At 68.0% G+C, this 21897-nt stretch carries 12 protein-coding genes; 3 read left to right on the forward strand and 9 right to left on the reverse strand.

Annotated features, from left to right (window positions below; translation table 11 throughout):
- Window positions 1–6 precede the first annotated feature (6 nt).
- Genes NDR87_RS03965 through NDR87_RS03990 form a run of 6 tightly spaced genes read right to left on the reverse strand, consistent with a single transcriptional unit; the run spans window position 7 to window position 16131 of the window.
- Window positions 7–12063: a non-ribosomal peptide synthetase gene (locus NDR87_RS03965; protein WP_251910161.1), complete on the reverse strand. Its 12057-nt coding sequence runs from the start codon at window positions 12061–12063 to the stop codon at window positions 7–9.
- Between the two features lie 37 nt (window positions 12064–12100).
- Complete coding sequence (gene fabG, locus NDR87_RS03970) at window positions 12101–12844, reverse strand: 3-oxoacyl-[acyl-carrier-protein] reductase (RefSeq protein WP_251910160.1); 744 nt, start codon at window positions 12842–12844, stop codon at window positions 12101–12103.
- On the reverse strand, window positions 12841–13248 hold the full coding sequence (locus NDR87_RS03975) for a 3-hydroxyacyl-ACP dehydratase FabZ family protein (RefSeq protein ID WP_372494101.1): 408 nt from the start codon (window positions 13246–13248) through the stop codon (window positions 12841–12843). Before NDR87_RS03975 ends, fabG begins: the two co-directional genes overlap by 4 nt.
- The gene (locus NDR87_RS03980; RefSeq protein WP_251910158.1) at window positions 13248–13601 is read right to left on the reverse strand and encodes a hypothetical protein; all 354 of its coding nucleotides are present in this window, start codon (window positions 13599–13601) and stop codon (window positions 13248–13250) included. The genes NDR87_RS03975 and NDR87_RS03980 overlap by 1 nt, the downstream gene beginning before the upstream one ends.
- On the reverse strand, window positions 13577–14608 hold the full coding sequence (locus tag NDR87_RS03985) for a beta-ketoacyl synthase N-terminal-like domain-containing protein (RefSeq protein WP_251910157.1): 1032 nt from the start codon (window positions 14606–14608) through the stop codon (window positions 13577–13579). Before NDR87_RS03985 ends, NDR87_RS03980 begins: the two co-directional genes overlap by 25 nt.
- Complete coding sequence (locus NDR87_RS03990) at window positions 14605–16131, reverse strand: beta-ketoacyl synthase N-terminal-like domain-containing protein (RefSeq protein WP_251910156.1); 1527 nt, start codon at window positions 16129–16131, stop codon at window positions 14605–14607. The genes NDR87_RS03985 and NDR87_RS03990 overlap by 4 nt, the downstream gene beginning before the upstream one ends.
- 218 nt (window positions 16132–16349) lie before the next feature.
- Between NDR87_RS03990 and NDR87_RS03995 the strand changes: the two genes are divergently transcribed.
- The 3 genes from NDR87_RS03995 to NDR87_RS04005 all read left to right on the forward strand — a co-directional run bounded on the left by NDR87_RS03995 (window position 16350) and on the right by NDR87_RS04005 (window position 19531).
- On the forward strand, window positions 16350–17924 hold the full coding sequence (locus NDR87_RS03995; RefSeq protein ID WP_251910155.1) for an NAD(P)/FAD-dependent oxidoreductase: 1575 nt from the start codon (window positions 16350–16352) through the stop codon (window positions 17922–17924).
- A gap of 83 nt (window positions 17925–18007) precedes the next feature.
- Window positions 18008–18568, forward strand: a complete 561-nt coding sequence (locus NDR87_RS04000) for a winged helix-turn-helix domain-containing protein (protein WP_251910154.1) — start codon at window positions 18008–18010, stop codon at window positions 18566–18568.
- A gap of 24 nt (window positions 18569–18592) precedes the next feature.
- Complete coding sequence (locus NDR87_RS04005; protein ID WP_251910153.1) at window positions 18593–19531, forward strand: ACP S-malonyltransferase; 939 nt, start codon at window positions 18593–18595, stop codon at window positions 19529–19531.
- Here NDR87_RS04005 and NDR87_RS04010 read toward each other — a convergent pair.
- From NDR87_RS04010 to NDR87_RS04020, 3 genes are read right to left on the reverse strand one after another with little or no spacing between them, the layout of a single operon-like run.
- Window positions 19522–20181: an FMN-binding negative transcriptional regulator gene (locus NDR87_RS04010; protein ID WP_286013097.1), complete on the reverse strand. Its 660-nt coding sequence runs from the start codon at window positions 20179–20181 to the stop codon at window positions 19522–19524. The genes NDR87_RS04005 and NDR87_RS04010 overlap by 10 nt on opposite strands.
- 35 nt (window positions 20182–20216) lie before the next feature.
- Window positions 20217–20432: an MbtH family protein gene (locus NDR87_RS04015; RefSeq protein WP_251910151.1), complete on the reverse strand. Its 216-nt coding sequence runs from the start codon at window positions 20430–20432 to the stop codon at window positions 20217–20219.
- 29 nt (window positions 20433–20461) lie between these two features.
- Window positions 20462–21430, reverse strand: a complete 969-nt coding sequence (locus NDR87_RS04020; RefSeq protein ID WP_251910150.1) for a helix-turn-helix domain-containing protein — start codon at window positions 21428–21430, stop codon at window positions 20462–20464.
- Window positions 21431–21897 lie beyond the last annotated feature (467 nt).

Genomic DNA, 21897 nt, shown 5'->3' on the forward strand with positions numbered 1-21897 from the left:
GGTTTCCTACCTTTCGACCATTCTGCGCAGCACGGGGCGGCTGGACTTCGACATATCGCTCCACCTGTCCGCGAGCCGACCGACCGTGGGATGTTCGAAGACGGCACGGATCGGTATCTCCACGCCGGTGACCGCCCGGATGCGGCTGGTCAATCTAATCGCCAGCAGCGAATGCCCACCGAGCGCGAAGAAGTCGTCGTCCACGCCGACTCGCTCGATTCCCAGCACCTCGGCGAACAGCCCCACCAGCGTCTCCTCCTCGCGCGTGCGGGGCGCGCGATAGGTGGTCATCGCCTTGAATTCCGGCGCCGGGAGCGCCGCCCGATCCAACTTCCCGTTCGGGGTCAGCGGCACCTCGCCGATCGCCACCACCGCGGCCGGAATCATGTACTCCGGCAACCGTTCCCGCAGGAAGTCGGGCAGCACCGCCAGTACGGATGCCACCTCACGGGCCCCCACCGGGTTGTTCACCCACACCCCACGACGCGGCGCGGGCCGGTAGATATCGGTGAAGGGAGGATCCTCGCCGACCCGGGCGGGCAGGACGATCGCCTCGAACCGTTCCGGCCCGTCCGCCGACCAAGTGGTCACGATCCGAAGGCCGCGCTCGACAGCCCACTCGTACACGGACTGGGGATCCACGGTCGCGGCGGCGCTCACGGTGCCTGCCGCGGCGGCGATTTCGTCGCTCACCCGAGCATTGATCATGCCGGTGATCCGAACGGGTCCACCCGCACCGCGGATCCGCTCGTCGAGGAGCTCGAGATCGTCGAGGTCACCACCCCACCGCAACTCCGGCGTTCCCCCCAGCGAAACCGTTTCGGCGCCCGCCTTGTGCAGCACGACCTCGTACCGGTGCCGAGTCAACTCGTTGTGCGCCGTACCGGATTTCAGCCGGACCTCGATCCCCGCCGCCTCACCGCGGTCGCGTGCCCACTCGGTGAACCACTCGGGATCGATGACCAACTCCTTCTCGGTGAGCACCGACTGCTCCACCGCCGCACGCACCATGGACGCCGTCGCACCGGGCCGTTGTGATCGGTAGATGGCCGCGTACAACGCCCGCAGCGATGCCTTGCGGCGAATGTCGCCCAGGATGATCCGACCGCCCGGTGCGAGCAGGTCCATCGCGTATGCGAGTACTCGGTCCAGGTATCCGGCATCCGGGAAGTACTGCACCACCGAGTTCAACACCACGGTGTCGAAACAGCCCGTGGGCAGGCCGGTCACGTCATCGGCGGCCTGACAGGCCAACCGCACCCGGTCCGCGTATCCGGTCGCGTCGACCTGAGCGCGCAGCCGCGCGATCACCGCGGCGGAGAAATCGGTGCCCCAGTACTCGTCGACCTCGGGCGCGATCCGCGACAGCAGCAGACCGGATCCGACGCCGATCTCGAGCACCCGCCTCGGACCGAATCGCATCACCTGCTCCACCGCCGCCGCGCGCCAGGACCACATCTCGTCCAGCGCGATCGGCTCACCGGTGTAGGAGGATTTCCACAACTCGAAATCCTCGCCCAGCGGAATACCTTCCGACGCCGCGTAGACCTGGTCGTAGACCTGCTGCCACTCGCCGACCTGGGCGCCTGCCTCGGCAACGGAGCCGGTAGGTCTGGGCACGACATACGCCACCAGGCGTTGATCGCCCGGCTGGTCCTCGCGCACGATCACCACCGCGCGCATGACCTGCGGATGTTCGGCCAGACCGGCCTCGATCTCACCCGGCTCGATCCGGAATCCGCGAATCTTCACCTGGTGATCGCTGCGCCCCAGGCATTCCAACTCACCGTCACCGTTCCACCGCGCCAGATCTCCCGTGCGGTACACGCGTTGCCCGGATACGGGTGCGAAGGGGTCGGCCACGAACCGGGCGGCGGTAAGCCCCGCCCGGCCGACATAGCCGCGGGCGACACCCGCCCCGCCGATGTACAGCTCACCGACCACCCCCGACGGGACCGGTCGCAGCGCCGAATCCAGCACATACACCCGGGTGTTCGCGATCGGACGGCCGATCGCGGGCACGACCGCGTCCCCGCGCACCGCCGCCGCGGTGGACCAGATCGTGGTCTCGGTCGGGCCGTACAGATTGGTCACCTCGGTGGCCGCCTTCGCGAGGGTCTCGGCCAACGCCGCCGTCAACGGTTCGCCGCCCACGAGCACCCGTAGCCCGCGCACGCCGTCCGGATCGTGCATCGTCACCATCTGCCACAACGATGGGGTGGCCTGAACGACGGTCACCCCGTGTCGAGCGACCAACTCCAGCAGTTCGCGCGGTACGACCACGCTCTCCTTGGCCGCCAGCACGACCGCCGCCCCGCTCAGCAACGGCACGAACAGCTCCAGCGCCGCGATGTCGAACGCGACCGTCGTCACCGCCAGCAGCCGGTCGGAGGAACTCAACCCGAGCGAATGCCGCATCGACAGCAGGAAATTCGTCAACGCCGCCCGCGGAACGATCACACCCTTCGGGCGCCCGGTCGACCCGGACGTATACAGCACATACGCCGCACACGACTGCGGCACCTTCCCGATCACCGGATCGGTGGCCGGATACCGCGCCACATCGACGGGCAGGACCTCGGGTGTCAACACCACCCGCGGACGACAATCGTCCAGCATGAATCGCACCCGCGCCTCCGGGTGATCCGGATCGAGCGGCAGATAGGCGGCACCGGTCTTCAGGATCGCCAGCAGAACCGCGACCAGGTCGGCGGTGCGCGGTAGGGCGACGGCGACCACGGTGTCGGGGCCGAGCCGATACCGCTCGGTCAGCCAGTGCGCCAGGCGGTTCGCGCGTGCGTTCAACTCGCCGTAGGACAGGCGCACCCCGTCGGCGACGACCGCGACGGCATCGGGATCCGCGGCCACCTGGGCGGCGAACAGTTCGGGGATCGAGGCGCCCGCGGCCCGCTCGACCGCGCGGTCGGCGACGCTCGTGTCGTTGAGGGTCTGCAGCAGCCGCTGCCGTTCGCCGGGAATCAGCGTATCGACGCCACCGACCCGCGCCCGAGGTTCGGCGACCGCCTGTTCGACGACCGCGCGGAATCGCCGCGCGATCATCGACACCGTATCGCGATCGAAAATATCGGTCGCGTACTCGATCTCACCGCGCGCACCGCGGCCGTCCGAACGCGGCGCCACGTTGAAGAACAGATCGAACTTCGCGGTCTGGGTGGCGGCCGGTTCGCGGGTCACCTGTAGCCCCGCGACCTCGATATCGGGAACCACGGTGTTCTGCCAGGCGAACATCACCTGGAACAGCGGATGGTATGCGGTCGAACGATCGGGATTGAGCAGCTCCACCAGGCGCTCGAACGGCGCGTCCTGATTGTCATAGGCCGCCAACGCCTTTCCGCGCACCTGCGCCAGCACCTGTTCGAACGACGGATTCCCCGACAGGTCCACTCGCAACACCCACGTATTGACGAAGAAACCCACCAGATCCGTCAGCGCCTCATCGGTACGACCGGCGATCGGCGAACCGACCGTCAGATCCTCCCCACCGCCCAGCCGCGACAACAGCACCGCCAACGCCGACTGCAGCACCATGGACACCGTCGCACCGTGCCGGCGCGCCAGGTCCTCGACCGAGGCCAGCAGCTCCGGTTCCAGCGCGAACTCCACGATGCCGCCGCGATGACCGGCCGCGGCCGGTCTGGGTCGGTCGGTCGGCAACCGCAGCGGTTGCGGCACGCCGGTCAGTTCTCGCCGCCAATAGGCGAATTGGCGGGACAACACGCTCTCGGGGTCGGATTCCTCGCCCAGCAGTCGCTGCTGCCACAGCGTGTAATCGACATACTGCACCGGCAGCGGTGGCCACGACGGTGCGGTGCCGTCGACGCGGGCGGTGTAGGCGGCCACCAGATCTCGTGCCAGCGGCACCATCGAGGCACCGTCACCCGCGATGTGATGAATCACCAGCACCAGCACGTGCTCCTCGGTGCCGAGCCGGAAGATTCTGGCCCACAACGGAATATCGGATGTGAGGTCGAATCGGTGATCGATCGCCTCCGCGATCGCCTGGGCCGCCTCGCTTGGTCGCACCGGCACGATCGGAATATCCAAACCCGTCGCGTCGGCCGCGACGATCCGCTGCCGCGACATGCCCGATTCGTCCTCGCCGAAGACTGTCCGCACACTCTCGTGCCGGACCACCACGTCATCGATCGCCCGGATCAGCGCCTGCGAATCCAGCGCACCCGTCAACCGCAGCACCAACGGGATGTTGTACAGCGCCGAGGAGCCCTCGAACCGATGCAGGAACCACAGTCGGCGCTGCGCGAACGACAGCGGGATCGATTCCGGGCGCTCGGCCCGCCGCAGCGGCGGCCGCGCCCGCTCCCCCGTACGCAGCTGGTGCGCGAGTGCGGCCACGGTCGGCGCCTCGAAGATCGTCCGGATCGGCGCCTCGACCGCCATCACCGCGCGAATCCGGTTGGCCAGCCGGGTCGCGAGCAGCGAATGCCCACCCAGGGTGAAGAAATCGTCATCGATGCCCACCCGCTCCAGGCCGAGCACATCGGCGAACAACCCGGCCAGGATCTCCTCGTCCACCGTGCGCGGCGCGCCGGAGCTTCCGGTCCGGAATTCGGGTTCGGGCAGGGCCTTTCGATCGAGTTTTCCGTTCGGCGTCAACGGGAAACGTTCCAGCACAACGAATACCGACGGCACCATGAACTCCGGCAGTCGGGCCGTCGCGAATTGGCGCAGTGCGGTGAGATCGAGGGCATCCGCGAGCCCGGGACCGGGGACGAGGTAGGCCACCAACTGCCTGTCACTCCCGCGGACGGTCGACGCCGTCACCACCGCCTGCGTCACATCCTGGTACTCGGTCAGCACCGCCTCGACCTCGGCGGGCTCGATACGGAATCCCCGCACCTTCACCTGCGTGTCACCGCGGCCGACACATTCGAGCCGACCGTCACGGTCCCAGCGCGCCATATCCCCGGTGCGATACATTCGCTCGCCCGGACCACCGAACGGATCCGCGACGAATCGCGACGCCGTCAGCCCCGTCCTGCCGTGATACCCGCGCCCGATACCGGTGCCCGCGACATACAACTCGCCGACCACACCGATCGGCGCCGGAGCCAGCCCAGGACCCAGCACGTAGGCACGCACGGTGCCCAATGGGGCCCCGATCGGGACGTTGCCCCCTCCGGCCGGATCCTCCGATGCGCGAAGGGAATGCGTGGTGGCATAGAAGCTTTCGGTCTGGCCGTAGGCGTTGATCACCGTCGCCCCGGGAAGGGCCCGCCGGGCGCGTTCGACCAGGCTCACCGGCAACGGCTCACCCGCGAAAACCACTGCCTCGGCCTCGATCGTGATCTCACGATCGATCAGCTCGGCGAATACCGATGGCACCGTGGAGATCACGCCACCGCGCCAACCGCCCCGTTCGGCGACGACCAGCACATCGCGCATCATCTCGACCGTGCCCCCGGTGCACAGCGTGGTGAACAACTCGAACACCGACACGTCGAAATTGATCGACGTCCCCGCCAGCATCCGCCACCCCGGCGCCACCTCCAGCCGGGAAATCAATTCGCGCACACCATCGGCGACATTTCGGTGGGTGATCACCACACCCTTCGGCGTCCCCGTGGAACCCGACGTGTACATCACATATGCCGCCTGGTCGGGAAGCACCCGGACCGCGGGGTTGCCGCCGTCGACATCCCAGCACACGTCGTCGATCCGCAACCGGGGCGACACGCTGTCGCCCAGCACCGCCTCCGCGCGGCCGTCGGTCACCACGAGCGCGGGGCGTGTCTCGGCGACGATGAACTCCAACCGCGCGCTGGGATATCGAGTATCGACCGGCAGATACGCCGCCCCGGCCCGCCACACCGCCAACAATGCGACCACCAGCTCCGCCGAACGGGGCAGCGCCACCGCCACCACCGACTCCGGCCGCACGCCGTGATCACGGATCAGCCTGTCCGCCAGGGCATCGACGCGGGAGGCGAGTTCCCTGTAGGTCCAGCGGGCGCCGTCGACGACCACGGCCACCGCGTCCGGGTCGGCGGCAGCCCGCAGGGCGAACAGCTCCGGCACCGTGGCGGATTCGACCACCGCCTCGCCGACGGCGGTGTCGTTGAACCGCTCCAGCACCCACTCCCGCTCGTCGCCGATCAGTGCGTCCACCGCACCGACCCGGATCCCGGGATCGGCCAGCACCTGCCGGATCACCGCGGCGAACCGTCGCGCGATCACCTCGGTCGCGTCCGGGTCGAAGACGTCGGTGGCGTACTGCAGCAGCATGCGCACCTGCGGGCCGTCAGCCGCGGTCAGCAGTGTCAGCGGATAGTGGGTGGCCGTGAACGGGCGAATACCGGTGAACGCGATTCCGGCGGCGGCATTGGCCTCGCTGATCCCGGCCCGATCCACCGGATAGGACTCGAAGGCCACCAGGGTGTCGAACAGGGTATTCATTCCCAGCGCACGGTGGATCTCCGCCAGTGGATGGTGGTGATGATCCAGCAGCGCCGCCTGGCGCTCCTGCAACCGCCGCACCACCTGCGCGAAAGGTACCGCCGGAGAACACCTCACCCGCACCGGCACGGTATTGACGAACAGGCCCACCATCGAATCCACGCCGCGCACCGCCGGCGGGCGACCCGACACCGTCGCACCGAACACCACATCCGATCGACCGGTCAACGCCGAGAGCAGCAGGCCCCACATGCCCTGCACCAGGGTGTTGACAGTGACGCCGAGCTCCGCCGCGCGGCGGCTCAGCGCCCGGGCGTCCTCCGATGTCAGCGGAACGGCCGCATGCTCGACGCCCGACACCTGCCGTCGGCCCGCCGCGGCCGGGGCGATGTGGGTGGGTGCGTCGATGCCGTCGAGTTCCTCGGCCCACGCCCGCGCCGACTCGCTCCTATCCTGACGGCCGAGCCAGCCGAGGAAGTCCCGGTAGGCGCGGGGGCGAGGCAGCACCGTCGCATCGCCGTAGGAGCCGTAGAGCCGGATGAGGTCCTGCATCACGAGCGGGAGTGACCAGCCGTCGAACAACACGTGGTGCGCGGTGAGAATCAGCTCGGACCGCTCGGGACCCATCCGCACCAGGGTCAGCCGCAGCAGCGGCGGAACCAGCGAATCGAACCGCGTGCGCCGATCAGCACGCAGCAACCGCTCGTAGGCCTCGTCGCGATCGTCATCGTCGCGGAGATCTATTTCCACCCAGGGCAATTCGATACCGTCGAGGACGAGCTGCACCGGATCGCCATTGGCGTCGCCGAGCAGCGCGACGCGAAGATTCGGATACCGATCCAGTAGCGCCTGCCCGGCGGCACGCATCCGGTCCGTATCCACCTGACCGGACAGCCCGAACACCAACTGCATCTGATAGGCGTCGAAATCGCCATCCGCGGAAAGGGAGTGGAAAAGCAGCCCCGACTGCAACGGGGTCAGCGGCCATACATCCACCAGGCCCGAGAAGCGCCGCTCCCATCCCTCGAGTTCGGCCTGCGTCACCGACACCAGCGGCACGTCCGAGGGGGTCAAACCACCCCGACCGCCGTCGGCCACGTACCCCGCCATCCCGCCGATGGCCGCCGACCACAGCTCCGCCAGCTCGTGCGCGTCCTCGGCCGAGATCACGCCGGTGGCGAAATCGAAGACCGCGGCCAGCTCCGGCCCCGAATCTCCCTCCAGCACAATGGCATTGATATCCACGGCCGCCGCGACGGGCAGGTTCGGATCGGCGGAGGTCAAGAGTGCGGGGCTGTCCGCGGCGGGCACCCAGCCCGAGGACCGCAGCTCCGCCGGGACATCGGTGGCGGCGAACCGGCCCAGATAGTTGAAAGCGATCTGCCCCGTGGAGCGGTTCGCCAGTTCCGGGGCCGTCTCGGGATTCAGATGGCGCAGCAGGCCGTAGCCGATACCGCCGTCGGGGACGCGGGCCAGCTGTTCCTTCACCGCCTTGAGCGCGGTGGCGGTGGCCTCGGTTCCGGCGATCGCGGCCTCGGGGTCCACCTCGCCGAGGTCGAGCCGAACCGGGAACACGGAGGTGAACCAGCCCACGGTGGTCGACAGATCCGCGCCGGGTGCGACCGTTTCCTCGCGCCCGTGCCCCTCCAATCGGATCAGTACCGACGACTCTGCCACCCCGCGGGCGCGGCGCCACCGAGCCACGGCCACGGACAGGGCCGCCAGCAGCACATGGTCCACGCCGCAGTGGAACACGGCCGGAACACCGGTGAGCGCGGCAGCGGTCACCGCCGCGGGCAACCGCACCCGCACGGTGCCCACCGTCGACCGAACATCGATCGCGGGATCCACCGCCCGTCGACCGAGCAGCGGATCCGGGCCGTCCAGTACCGATCGCCACCACGCCAGCTGAGCCACCTGCTCCGGCCGCACGGCCCGCTCGCTCAGGGCATGCGCCCACCGCCGCATCGAGGTGCCCGACGGCCGGGCGCCGGGTGCCTCGCCCCGCCGTACCCGATCCCAGATCTCGGCCAGGTCCGACACCAGGATTCGCCAGGACACACCGTCGACCACCAGGTGGTGCAGCACGAGCAGCAATCGCCCGGGCCGGGACGGCCCGGGATCGAACCAAACCGCTCGCAGCATCACTCCCGCGACCGGATCCAGCAGATCGGCGGACGAATCCAGCTGCGCCGCAATGCGTTCGGACCGCCCGTCGCCGTCGAAGACGTCGTCGTACTCGACCCGCTCGATCAGTTCGGCGATCTCCAACGAACCGGGAGGGCCGACGGACAGGCCGCGCTCCCCGTCGGCCAGCACACGGGCACGCAGGATGTCGTTCCGGTCCACCAGGGCGGTCAGCGTCGCCACCAGACCCATCAGGTCGATGCCGAGCGGCAACTCGAGCAGTTGCGCCTGGGCGAATCGCCCATAGTCGCAGCCGGAATCGATCATCTCGTGCGCGATCGGCGGCAACGGCATGCGGCCGACGCCGCCGCCGTCCAGTTCGGCCAGAACGGGACCGGATCGGCCCTCGTCGAACGCGGCGATCTCGACCAATCCCGCGACCGTGCGCTGGTCGAAGATGTCGCGCGGACCGATCTCCACTCCCCGCGCCCGGGCCCGCGCCACGACCTGCATCGAACGAATGCTGTCCCCGCCCAGCGCGAAGAAGTCGTCATCGATCCCCACCCGCTCCACACCGAGGACGTCGGCGAACAACTCCGCCAGGATCTCCTCTCCGGAGGTGCGCGGTGCCCGATACGCATCCGGGCGCGATTCCGGCTCCGGCAACGCTTTTCGATCCAATTTTCCGTTCGGCGTCAGGGGGAGGTGGTCCAGCACCACGAACGCCGAGGGCACCATGAATTCCGGCAACCGGCTCGCCACGAACCGGCGCAGCCGCGCGATGTCGAGACCGGCCGCGAGCGGGATCGCCACCTCGGGCGCAGCGTCCCCATCCTGGGCTGCCTCGGCCGGAACGACATATCCCACCAGCTGTTTGTCGCCACCGCGCACGGTCGATGCCGTCACCACGGCCCGCGCCACACCGGGATAGTCGGTCAGCACCGCCTCGATCTCTCCGGGTTCGATCCGGATGCCGCGCACTTTCAACTGGAAGTCGGCGCGGCCCAGATACTCCAGCTCACCCTCGACCGACCACCGCACCACATCGCCCGTGCGATACATGCGCGTGCCGCCCGGCTCGAACGGATTCGCCACGAACCGCTCCGACGTCAGATCCGGGCGGCCGAGATAGCCCCTGGCCAGTCCGATCCCCGCTAGATAGAGCTCCCCGGCCACGTTCGGCGGTACCGGACGCAGGCGCGCATCGAGGACGTACAGCTTCGTATTCCAGATCGGCCGACCGATCCGCACGCCGTCGGCGCCGGGCAGGCATTCCCAGGACGTGACGTCCACGGCCGCCTCGGTCGGGCCGTACAGGTTGTACAGCGGCACCCCCAGTACCGCGCGGCATCGCTCGATCAGATCCGCGGGCAGTGCCTCCCCGCTGCACCACACCCGGCGCAGGCCGACACAGGCCGCGGCGCGTTCGTCCGCGAGGAAGGCCGCCAGCATGGAGGGTACGAAATGGGCGGTCGTCACCTGCTCACGTCGGATCAGGTCGGCCAGATAGGACGGCTCCCGGTGCCCGCCGGGTCGGGCGATCACCACCGCCGCCCCGGCCATCAGCGGCAGGAACAGTTCCGGCACGGAGACGTCGAACCCGATCGGGGTCTTCAGCAGCACACGGTCGCCGCTGTTCATACCGAACCGGACATGCGCCCACGCCAGCCTGTTCACGATCGAACGATGGGACACCACAACACCTTTGGGGCGTCCGGTCGAACCGGAGGTGTAGATGACGTAGGCCGCGTGATCGGGTCGCGCGCGCTGAGCCGGGTCGTGCGTGGGATATCCGGTCACATCCGGGATCTCCGACAGCAGCAGCATCGGTTGCGCGTCGGCGAGCAGATGCTCCAGCCGCTGATCCGGCACATCGGTCTCGATCGGCAGATACGCGGCCCCCGACTTCACCACCGCATAGATCGCGACGTACAGGTCGAACGACCGCGGCAGCCGCACCGCCACGATCCGGTCGGGGCCAGCCCCCCGCTCGATCAGCCAGTGGGCGAGCCGGTTCGCGCGCTCGTTCAGTTCGCGATAGCTCAGCCGTCGCCCCTCGTACACGAGGGCGAGCCGGTCCGCGTCGCTGCGCACCTGCGCCTCGAATCCTCCGGTCAGCGTGCCCTCGCGGAGCGCGCACGCGGTAACGTTCCAGTCGACGAGCACCTGGCGGCGCTCCGAGTCGGTGAGCACATCGAGTTCGCCGACGGCACATCCCGGATCGGCCAGCGCGGTGGTCAGCAGATGCAGGAAGCGGTCCCGCAGCCGATCGAGTTCGCCCTGGTCGTACCGCTGCGGATCGGCATCGAAATCCACCCGCAGCCCGCCGTCGCGGTCATAGACGATGATCGACAGGTCGTCCACCGGCCCCATGGACAGGTTGTGCATGCTGCACCGGTGACCGTCCAGGGTGAAGTCCACGTCGAAGGACATGATGTTGACCAGCGGCCCGAGGATGCCGGGATCCTGGGCGGCGAGGCCGAGATCGCGGCGCAGATCCTCGTGGCGATATCGCTGATGCTTCAGCGCCCCCCGCAGGGCCGCATGCACCTGCGGCACCAGCTCCGCCAGACTCCGGTCGGGCCGCACCGTCAGCCGCAGCGGCACGATATTGGACACCATGCCCGGCGTCCGCTTGGACAGCGCGGTGGCCCGGCCGCTGACCGGCAGACCGAGCACGATGTCGTCCTGACCGCTCATCCGCTGCAGGAAGACCGCGACCAGCGCGATCTGCCACACCGGCCACGCCACCCGGGCGGCCCACGCCTGTTCACGCAGCCGCCGGACCCCATCGGGATCGATGTGGCCGGTACTGCGCACGAACGCCCGGTCCGGAATCCGGTCCGCCGCCACCGAACCGCCGAGCCGCACCGGAACCGGTCGATCCGCGAGCTGTTCCAACCAGTAGTCGCGGTCGGCGGCGAATTCGGCCGACGCCCGATAGGCCGCGTCCTCGGCTATCAGCTCGGACAACGTGCCGAACCGCGATTCGGGATAGGCGTTGCCGTGGATCAGCGCGTCGTAGATCTCGGCGACCCGGCGGCACGCGAGGGCATTGGCGTAGGCGTCGGCGACGATGTGATGCGCCCGCAGATACCAGAGGTGGCTCTGCTCGGTGAGCTGGAACAGCACCGAGGTCATCAGCAGGCCGGTCTCCAGGTCCACCGGTTGCGCCATATCGGATTCCATCCAGGCCCACGCCGTGCCGGCCGGATCGGGCTCCGCGGTGAGATCCCGGAAGCGCAGCGGGGATTCCGCCCGCGTGATCGAAATGGTTTGGCGCAGTTCGTCTTTGCCGCCGACGGAGACGGTCCGATAGGCGTCGGTCTCGAGCACCACGCGGTGCAGCGCCTCCGCCAGTGCGACCCGATCCACCGGGCCGTGGATCTCGACGCACTCGCCGAGGGTGTACCTGCGGCGGGCCGGATCCAGCTGATGTCCGTACCAGACGCCCGATTGCGCGCTCGAAAGCGGCAGGCGCACAAGAGTTTTTCCGGTCATGGTCGTTTCCCACCTTCGAAGTCCGGATCGGTGCGCATCAGATGAGCAGTCCGCCGTCGATTCCGATCACCTGGCCGGTGATGTAGGAGGCCTGATCCGACAGCAGGAAACCGACCAACTGCGCGACCTCCTCGGCCCGCCCGATTCGGCCCAGCGGGATCCGGCCCCCGGCCCGCGCCATCACCTCGTCGGCCAGGTCCTTGGTCATATCCGTATCGATGAAGCCGGGCGCGACGGAGTTGACGCGCACGCCGCGCTTGCCGACCTCCCGGGCCAGTGCCCGGGTGAAGCCGCAGATTCCCGCCTTGGCGGCGGAGTAGTTGGGCTGCCCCGGATTGCCGTAGACACCGGAGACGGACGACAGCGTCACCACCGCGCCGCGTCGGCGTTTGATCATGCCGAACACCGCGGCGCGGCAGATGTGGAAGGTGCCGTCGAGATTGGTGCGCAGCACCTGCTGCCACTCCTCGTCGCGGAGCATGACCGTCAACCCGTCGCGGGTGATTCCGGCCGAGGTGACGACCGCCTCGATCGGACCGAACTCCGCCTCGCATTCCTTCACATAGGCCGATGCGGCCGCCGAGTCGGCCACGTCGACCTGCCGGGCGTGCACCTGCGCACCCAATTCCTTGGCCGCGCGGGCCACATCCGCGGCGGCATCGGCTCGCGATCGGTAGCAGAAGCTGATGTCGTAGCCCTGTGCGGCCAGCCGCAGCGCCACCGCGCGGCCGATGCCACGCGAGCCGCCCGTGACCAGTGCCACCGGCCGAGTCGCCATCATCGTTGTCCTCCGTTGAGACTGACCGTCACCTGGCCGATCCGCAGAATCGGCGTGCCGGCGACCGTGCTGGTGCCCGAGCAGATCGCCGCGCCGCCAGCAGCTTTCACGATTTCCACGCGGTGTTCGACCGTCTCGCCCGCGCGTGCGGGCCGGACGAATCCGATCTCGCGCAATCGGCCGACGAGCACCGAACGTTCCGGTCGGCGATCGCCCCAGCAGGCCAGCGCCGCCGCGGACTGCAACCAGGACTCGAGGACCAGATATGGCGGAAAACCCTGGTCGTACCAAGGCATCTCGGGCCGAATGGTCACATAGCCGGTGAGCCGGCGGCCCGGGTACACGTCGGCGACCCGATCGACGAGCAGCATCGGCCACCGATGGGGTATCAAGCGGGCCGGGTCCATCACGCGGCCTCGTATCGCAGTCGGACCCGGCAGCTTTCGCCGCGGTCGGTGCGCACGATGGCGGTGACCAGGTTGCCGTTTCGGCCGAGTTCGACCGCGAGTCGATCCCCGGGCAGCACCGCATCGGAGAACTTCGCCATCTCCACGACCGTCGCCGCGGTGGCGGCGATTCCGCTCGCCCGCGCCGCGCGATCGACCATGTCGAGCAGACAGACTCCCGGCACGACGGGACGGTCGGGAAAGTGTCCGGCGAACACCGCGGAATCGGGGTCCACGACGGTCACCACCCCGACCGGGCTCACCTCGCCGAAGCGCCAGTCGAACGGCCTCAGCAGGTCCGGATCAGTGCGCATCCCACCCGTCCTTCGTCATCGGTAGAGGTCACCGCGGCGATCCGGCCCGGCTCACCCGCGTCCACGAGCAGTTCGACGAGTTGGAACCCGGCCGAGACCGCCCGGGTGTCGCCGAGTGCGTCCACCCCCGCGCTCGCCAACGCGACATCGCCGAAAACATCTGCGATGGCGTCCAATTCGTTGTCCCCTCGCTCACCGACGTTGGGCGAGGGCGCCACCATTCGGACGTCCCGGGCCTCGACGCCGGCTCGCAGCAACGCGCGGCGCAGACAGTCCGACAGCGCGGTTCGCAGCGCATCGGGGGCGTAGACCCCGAATTCGATGGCCAGCAGTTCGGCCAGGGGCGCGCGTCCGGCGCCGACGATGTCGGCGGACTCCAGCAGGAAGACCACACAGCCCTCCCCGGCCTCGCGTCGCGGCTCGTCGCCCGCCCGGGCCGCTTCGTAGGTCGCGCGGGCACTACTGCATTCCTCGACCGCACCGCAGATCACCGTGTGCGCGTGGCCGTTCGAGCGCAGCCGCCGCGCGTAGTTCAGGGCCAGCAGAGTGCCGACGTGGCTGCCGCAGATCGTGGAGTTGGGGCCCTTCAGCCGATGCCAGATCGCGCACTGTCCGGCATGGAAGTTCATCAGATTGACCGGGATCTTGGCCGGTTCGACGTCATAGGGCTTCGCGCGCGTCCAGGTATCGCGGGTGAAGTCGACGAGGGCCTGGACGCTGTCGCTGGTGCCGAGCACGAGACCGATCTCGGCATCGGAGTCGGCCGCGCGCACCTGCCTGCCGAGTCCATTGCGTTCGAGCAGCTGACCCACGGTGGCGACGGCCAGACCCGTGGCCCGGTCCATCGAGCGAGTCCCCTTCTTGCCCAACGCCTCTCGGATGTCGAAGTCGACGACCCGGCGCGGGCCCGCAGCCGCCGCCATGCCGCGCCGCAGCGATCGCGCGTGGTCCTCGGCGGTGCGCCCCAGCGGCGAATGTGTGTCCCACGCGGTGATCACGGTGTTCACGAGTACCTACCCAGGATGAGGACGGCGTTGTTGCCGCCGAATGCCAATGCGTTGTTCTGCACGATCCGCAGGTCGGCCTCTCGCGCGTGATTCGGCACGCAGTCGATGCCGATATCCGGATCGGGTTCGACGTGATTGATGGTCGGCGGAATGAATCCGTCCTGTAGGGCCACCGCACATGCCGCCGCGGCGAGCGCACTGGCCGCGCCCATGGAATGGCCCAGCATCGATTTGACCGAGATGGTCGGCGGCGGGGAGTCGCCGAACACCTGGCGAATCGCCGCCACCTCGGTGAGGTCGTTGGCCTTGGTCCCGGTGCCGTGCGCGGAGATGAAGTCCACCTGCGCCGGGGTGATTCCCGCGTGCGCGTGCGAGCGGGCCATGCAGCGCGCCACGCTGTCCTGCTCCGGCGCCACCGGATGATGCGCATCGCACGACAGGCCGTAGCCGAGCACCTCCGCGTAGATGCGGGCACCGCGGGCCAGCGCCGACTCCAGCGTTTCCAGAACCAGCACACCGCTTCCCTCCCCGGTGAGGATTCCGTGCCGATTGCGGTCGAACGGCTGGCAGACCTCGGGTGCGATGGTGCCCAGACGGTAGAAGCCGACGAATGTGCTGCGCACCAACGCATCCACACCGCCGCAGATCGCCAGCTCGGCCTCCCCACCGGCGACCGCGTCGAAGCCGTAGCCGATGGCGTAGTTCCCGGCCGCGCATGCGGTGGGGATCGTGACCGCCTCGGTGGTGGTGAACTCGAGTTCGCGAGCGACCTCGACCGAGAGCCTGCTCGATTGGGCGCGCCACGCACCGTACGGATCGACCTTGTCGCTTCCGGTGGCCACCTGATGCTCGACCTGCAGGTCCACCTCCTTGCTCTCCCCGTTGGTCGTGCCGACGGAGATCACCGAGCGGAGTTCCCGCGCCGCCTCCGGCGAGATCCCGGCGTCGTCGAGCGCCAGGCGCGCACCGGCGACGGCTAGCTGGGTGGCCCGGCCCATTTCTCCCGGCGGCAACCGGTGTATGTATGCGGCCGGATCGAAATCGCGCACCTCGCACGCGTTGGTGTATTCGAATCCGTTGGTGTCGAACGCGGTGATCGGGCTGACCCCGGATCGCCCGGCCCGCAGTGCGCGCGTGAACTCCTGCGCGCCGATGCCGATGCTGCTGATCACACCGAGGCCGGTGATCACCACGCGGCGCCGGGGAGCCGGATCGGACGCGGCCGTTCCCGTGGCGACCGACACCGCGACCGCCGCCTGTTCGGTCTTTCCGGATTTCTCCGCCAGCGCCTCGGCGACGATAGCGTAGGTTTTCGCCAGCGAGACCATATCGACCAGGCGCTCCTGGTCGATCGTTATCTCGAAACTCCGTTCCAGCGCCGCCAGGATTTCGATGCCCTGCAGCGAATCGGCGTCGTGATCCTCTCGGAAGTCGTCCTCCCACCCGATTTCCTCGGCGTCCACTTCCAAAATCCTGGCGGCAATGTTCCGAATCTCGTCGCGCACGCCCTCGTCTATTTTCATGCCGATCACCTTCGAAGCATTGGCGAATTCATTGCGGCTCCCCGTGAGAAACCCTCCCGCTGGGAGGCTATCCATCCCCGCCCGATCCGGCCACGATCCAGGAAAGATCGGCGACAGAACTGAAAGAAACAGGTCACAGGCTTTGGCCGGTGGCGTCGACACCACAAACCTGTTACTCGTCCGGGTAGCACGGCCCGGCGCGGACGAGGGAGGGTCTGATGAGCGATCGGGACGACTGGGGGGCGATCGTCATCGGTTCGGGGCTCGGGGGACTCACCACGGCGGCCTATCTGGCGGCGAACGGGGTGCGCCCGCTGGTCCTCGAACAGGCCGACCGCGTGGGCGGCTGCAGTCACGTGTTCCGCCGGAAGCGGGTGTGGGAGTTCGACGTCGGTGTGCACTATGTCGGCGAGGTGCACGGCGAGGGCACGATCGGGCTGGTGCTGAGCGGCCTGGGTCTGGACAAGCGGATCGAGTTCCTGCCGATGGACCGTGACGGATTCGACACGCTCGTCTTCCCCGACCTGACGTTCGCGGTGCCGGCCGGGTGGGATGCGTATCTGCGGCGTCTGACCGACACCTTCCCCGCCCAGGAGAACGGGTTGCGGCTGTGCGTGGACATGATGCGCGAACGGATGGGGGGATTCCCGCTGGCGCAGGCGTTCGATATCGCCGAGCTCGGGCCGGACGCGCGCGCGGTGCTCGCCGCCCAGAGCGCCGACTACGGCGTGCCGCCCTCCCGGGCGCCGATTGCCGCGCACGGCATGGTCATCGGCCACTACCTGTCCCAGGGGGCGTTCTATCCCAGGGGTGGCGGGCAGGTGTTCGCCGGACACCTCCTCGACGTCGTCACCAGCCACGGCGGTGCCGTGCGCATCCGGGCGCGGGTCGAGCGAATCCTCACCGCCGGTGGTCGGGCGGTGGGTGTCGCACTGAGCGACGGTACGGAGTTCCGCGCACCCATCGTGGTCTCGAATGCCGACCTGAAGCAGACCTATCGGCAGCTCCTCGACACGGAACGGGTCGCGGCCGCGACCCGCGCCCGGGTCGAGGACCTGCGCATGTCGGCGCCGATGTTCACCGTCTACCTCGGACTGGATGTGGACCTGAGCGAGCTGATACCGAACACGAACTATTGGACCCATCCGGATTTCGATATCGAGCGCGTATACCGAATCGATTCGCGGCGCGAACTTCCCGCGGAGCTGTCGCTGTTCATCAGCTCGTCCTCGCGCAAGGATCCGGGCAACCCGCGCGTCGCCCCACCCGGGCACTCCACCCTGGAAATCATGGCGGTATCACCGACGGGCCGCGATTTCTGGGGCTTGACGGAAGACGTGGCGAACGATAATCGATACCGCCGCGATCCCCAATATCGCAGCGCCAAACACAGGCTCGCGACAGCCCTCATCGAACAAGCGGAGAAGTATATTCCGGATATCCGCGGGCATATCGTTTACCAGGAAGCGGCGACACCGCTCACGCACCGGCGTTACACCCTGTCCTCGGAGGGCTGCTGCTATGGCATCGCGCTGGCGGCGGGCCAGTTCGGCCCCGACCGCCCGACACCTCGCACCGAGATATCCGGCCTGTTCCTGACCGGATCGAACACCACATCCGGGCCCGGCATCGGCGGCACCATGGGTAGTGGCCTGCACACCGCGAGCATCGTGCTGCAACGCGATCTGCGCGAGGAGATTCTCGCCGGCCGGGTATTCACCGATACCAGCAAGCTCACCGCGGGCGGGCCGGACTGGGATCCGCTCGAGGCCTGCCGTAAAAATTCCGTATAGACGGCAAATTCCCGAGCCGCCGCCCCCTTGTCCGGCGTCGGGGCCCGTTGTTAGCCTCTGGCACGCAGGAATTCGACCGGATAATGGGACAGATCGTGTTCTTCGATTCGAGTAACGATGTCAAATTCGTACGTTGGCCCGCCGAAAACGAAATGCGCAGGTATTGCCGGATGCACAACATTCCGTGCCTCCTCGTGGTGGAGGGCGGCGTGGAACCCCCGGTTTGCGACGACCCCTGTGAGGACTGGGTCCGGACGCCGATATCGCACTCGGACCTGGAAGCACGGGTTGCCGCCCTCCGGCATCGCGCCTACGGGCGGCAGGCACCCACTGTCGACGCCGCCGGCACGGTTCATTTCGGACGGAAAACAGTCGGCCTGTCGACCATCCAGGCAGAATTAATGGAGCTGTTGGTCGAGAGTTATCGAGATGTGGTCTATCGATCCGAACTGACCCAACGACTCGCGGAAAGCAGCCAGGGCGATGCGACCCGCAATTCGCTGGATCTGCACATCATGCGGCTGCGCAAGCGATTGACCCCGGTACAGCTGGTGATCCGAACCGTATGGGGTCGTGGTTATCGACTCGAACCGCAGATAAGAATTCCCATTCCCGCCGATAGATTGAATTCACGGGTGAGTTGAATGACATCCACAGAATGTTCGCAGGTGGCCCTCATATTTCCGGGCCAGGGCACGCAACAGGCCGGTATGGGCCGGATCTGGCGCGAAACGCCGTCGTGGCGACTGGTGAGCCAGCTGTCCGAGCTCACCGGGCACGACATCGCCGAACTGCTCACCGACCGTTCCGCCGAAGACCTGCGCCGCACGGATCTGGCTCAGCTGGCCCTCTTCTCGATCTGCGCGCTGGCGCTGGACGCCCTGACATCGGTCATCGAGCCGCGACCCGTCGCATTCGCCGGGCACAGCCTCGGCGAATACAGCGCCCTGTGCGCTGCGGGCGCTCTCTCGCTCGCCGACGGCGCGCGCCTGGTCCAGGTGCGGGGTCGTGCCATGCGGGAGGCCGCCGAGGAGCAGGCGGGCACGATGGGAGTCCTGGTCGGGCAGGATCTGCACGCGGTCCAGGCCGTGGTCGACGCGGTGCGCACGCGCGGCCACGGCCTGTGGTTCGCGAACTTCAACGGCCCTGGCCAGCACGTGCTGTCGGGCACGGTCGAGGGCGTCGCGGCGGCCGCCGAACTCGCCGGTGCGGCCGGATACAAGTTCATCGACATCCCGGTCGGCGGCGCATTCCACAGCCCGATGATGGCCGCCGCCGTCCCCGCGCTCGACAAGGCGCTCGCCGCGGCCGATTTCGCGCCCACGCACGGGCCGGTGGTGGCCAATGTGGATGCCGCCGTCCATACCAAGGGCGGGGTGTGGCCCGGCCTGCTCGCACGGCAGCTGACCCATCCGGTGCAGTGGGAGCGAACCGTCCGAACCCTCGCCGACGATCTGTCCTGCCGCAGGCTGATCGAGATCGGCCCCAAGCGAACCCTCGCCGGGATGGTGCGGCGCATCGCCCCCGAGGTCGAGGTCGTCAGCGTCGGCGGCCCGGCCGACATCGAGCGGTTGGCCGGGCGCGGCCGGGCCGCCGATCACGCGTGATCGGCCTCGGCCAGCCTGCCCATATACTCCGCGGTCTCCGCTTGCCTGCCCGAGCCGCCCTGGGCGAAGTGGCAGCGCACCCGGTCGCGCGTTTCCGCGTCCTGCTCCTGGCTGAGTTTGAACATCGCCTCGGCGCGGGTGATCGTGAGCCGGAACGCGCCGACGCCACCAATTATTCGGCGGAAGTAGTCGAGCGAGTCGGACATGTCCCAGCCGTAACCGAATTCGGCCTCGAGGTTCCGTACGGTGGTTTGCACCACGGACAGGGTTTCCTCCTCGGACTCGATCCTGTGGATTACCCCACGAATCTGCGCGGCGGTGAAATTCCAGGTCGGTGCCGCGGGAGTGAACCGGTAGACGGTCGGCGAGACGTAGGCGTTCGGTCCCGCGAAGCTCAGCACGGCGGGCATCGACGCCCGCAGGGCCTTCCACTGGGGATTCGCGCGATTCATATGCCCCAGCAATGTCGCCCCCGTCAATTCGGTGGGCGGATCGGCGAGCAGGTCCGGGTCCGGAACGACCGGCAGATGCGTCGCGTAGGGGCCGTCCGCGTCGGCGCCGTTGGTCATGAACAATGCCAATGGATTTCGGCGCATCAACTCGAGAATCCACGTCGAATCGGGTTCTCGATACATTCGAGGTACGAACATCACAACCACGTTTTCCAGAAGATCTCGCGACGGCGCTAGTCGGCCGCCATGGCCTCGCGCAGGGTCCTGGGACGCATATCGGTCCAGTTCTGCTCGACATAATCCACGCACTCGTTCCGGGCGGCCTCGCCGAACACCACCCGCCATCCCGCGGGGATCTCGGCGAAGCTCGGCCACAGCGAATGCTGATCCTCGTCGTTGACCAGCACGTAGAAGCGACCGTCCTCGTCGTCGAAGGGGTTGGTGCTCACTGTCTTTCTCCTTAGCTGTCGAAACGTCCTCAGGACGCGTTCTGGCTCTCGAGTTCCTGGTGGGCCCGCTGCTCGAGCAGGCGGGCGAGATGCTGCCAATCGTGTGCACGTTGCCGGGCGAGCTTGGCGACGCTGGCGACGGCGTGGCTGGGAATATTGGCAATCAGGGTGGTCCAATCGGTGTCGTCCCCGGCCGGGGCGTCCAGCCAACGCAGCAGGGTGCGCCCGGAATCGGTGAATCGCAACGACGGATCCTTGCGTAGGCGCCGCAACTCCTCGACCGACTCGGCCTTCGCCGCGGTCGCCGCTGCCGGCGCGGGCGCGAGTCTCGAGATCGACGTGTCGGCCGGTTCCGCGAGGGGGCGGGGGCGCAGACGTAGCGGGTCCTGCCCCTTGCGCAGGCGTTGGCGAATGTCCTTGGCGGTGGTCACCGATATGCCCGCCTTCGCCGCGATCGCCCGAACCGACGCACCCGGATCGGCGGCCCACAGCTCCACCGCCCGGGCGCGCCCCCGTACCCGATCGGTCCGGTGCCACACCCCGTTTCGCGCGACCCGGCCGGTCGGCTGCGGAGAATCCGCACTCAGCCGCCGGCGCGCGGCCGCGACCGTCTTGTCCGAGACGCCCGAGACCCCCGCGATCGCCCGATCCGACCACTGCGGATGCGTCCGCAGGATTCGTTCCACCGCGGCCTTGCGATCGGCCAGCGACAGCGGCAGCCCGTGCGCGGTGTTCAGCCGAACCGCCAGCACGAACGCCTCCGCGGGATCTCCCTCGAAAAACACCGCCGGCAGCCGCTCCTGCCCTCGTGCCTGCGCCGCCCGCCACCGGTGCACCCCGTCGATCACGCCCATCGTTGCGCGGTCCACGACTATCGGCGGCAGCCCGTTCGCCTCGGCCAGCAGCCGTACATGTCCGGCATTCTCCCCACCCGCCCGCAACGGCGAATCGCACAGCCGCAGATCCGCCACGGCAACCTCGACAACCTTCGAAAACATCAGCAGTTCGTGTTGCCTACCGGCACCCGACATGTCGTCTCTCATCGAGTCCGGATTCTGCGCGGATGAGCCCACACCTGTGGCGTCCATTCATTCCCTCCCCAATTCGAGGCATTACCCCCGATGAGCGACGGGCACGGCCCGTGTTCAGAACAACTCTGGCCACATCTTTGAACACCCCCCAGGTGGGCGTCAAGGATTAAACAAAGCAACGGATATCAGCCATAGGGCAGAGCTATAATCCGAGATGGAACATGTCGCGCTCAAATTATGCAACCACAGAAAACAGGGTCTTGCGCCCTCTGAACACAAACGGGAACGAATTTCCACCAGCACGCACGGCAGGCATCGAAAACCTGGGTCACGCATATCCAATCAATTGCTTGAAATTTGCAGAAAAGACCAACTAATCCCGATCGGATCGCCACACCGAGATCACCGATCGGCTGGTACCGTGCGAAAACGAG

Origin of the sequence: Nocardia sp. CDC159, from assembly GCF_023740735.1 — a bacterium.
GTDB lineage: Bacteria > Actinomycetota > Actinomycetes > Mycobacteriales > Mycobacteriaceae > Nocardia > Nocardia pulmonis.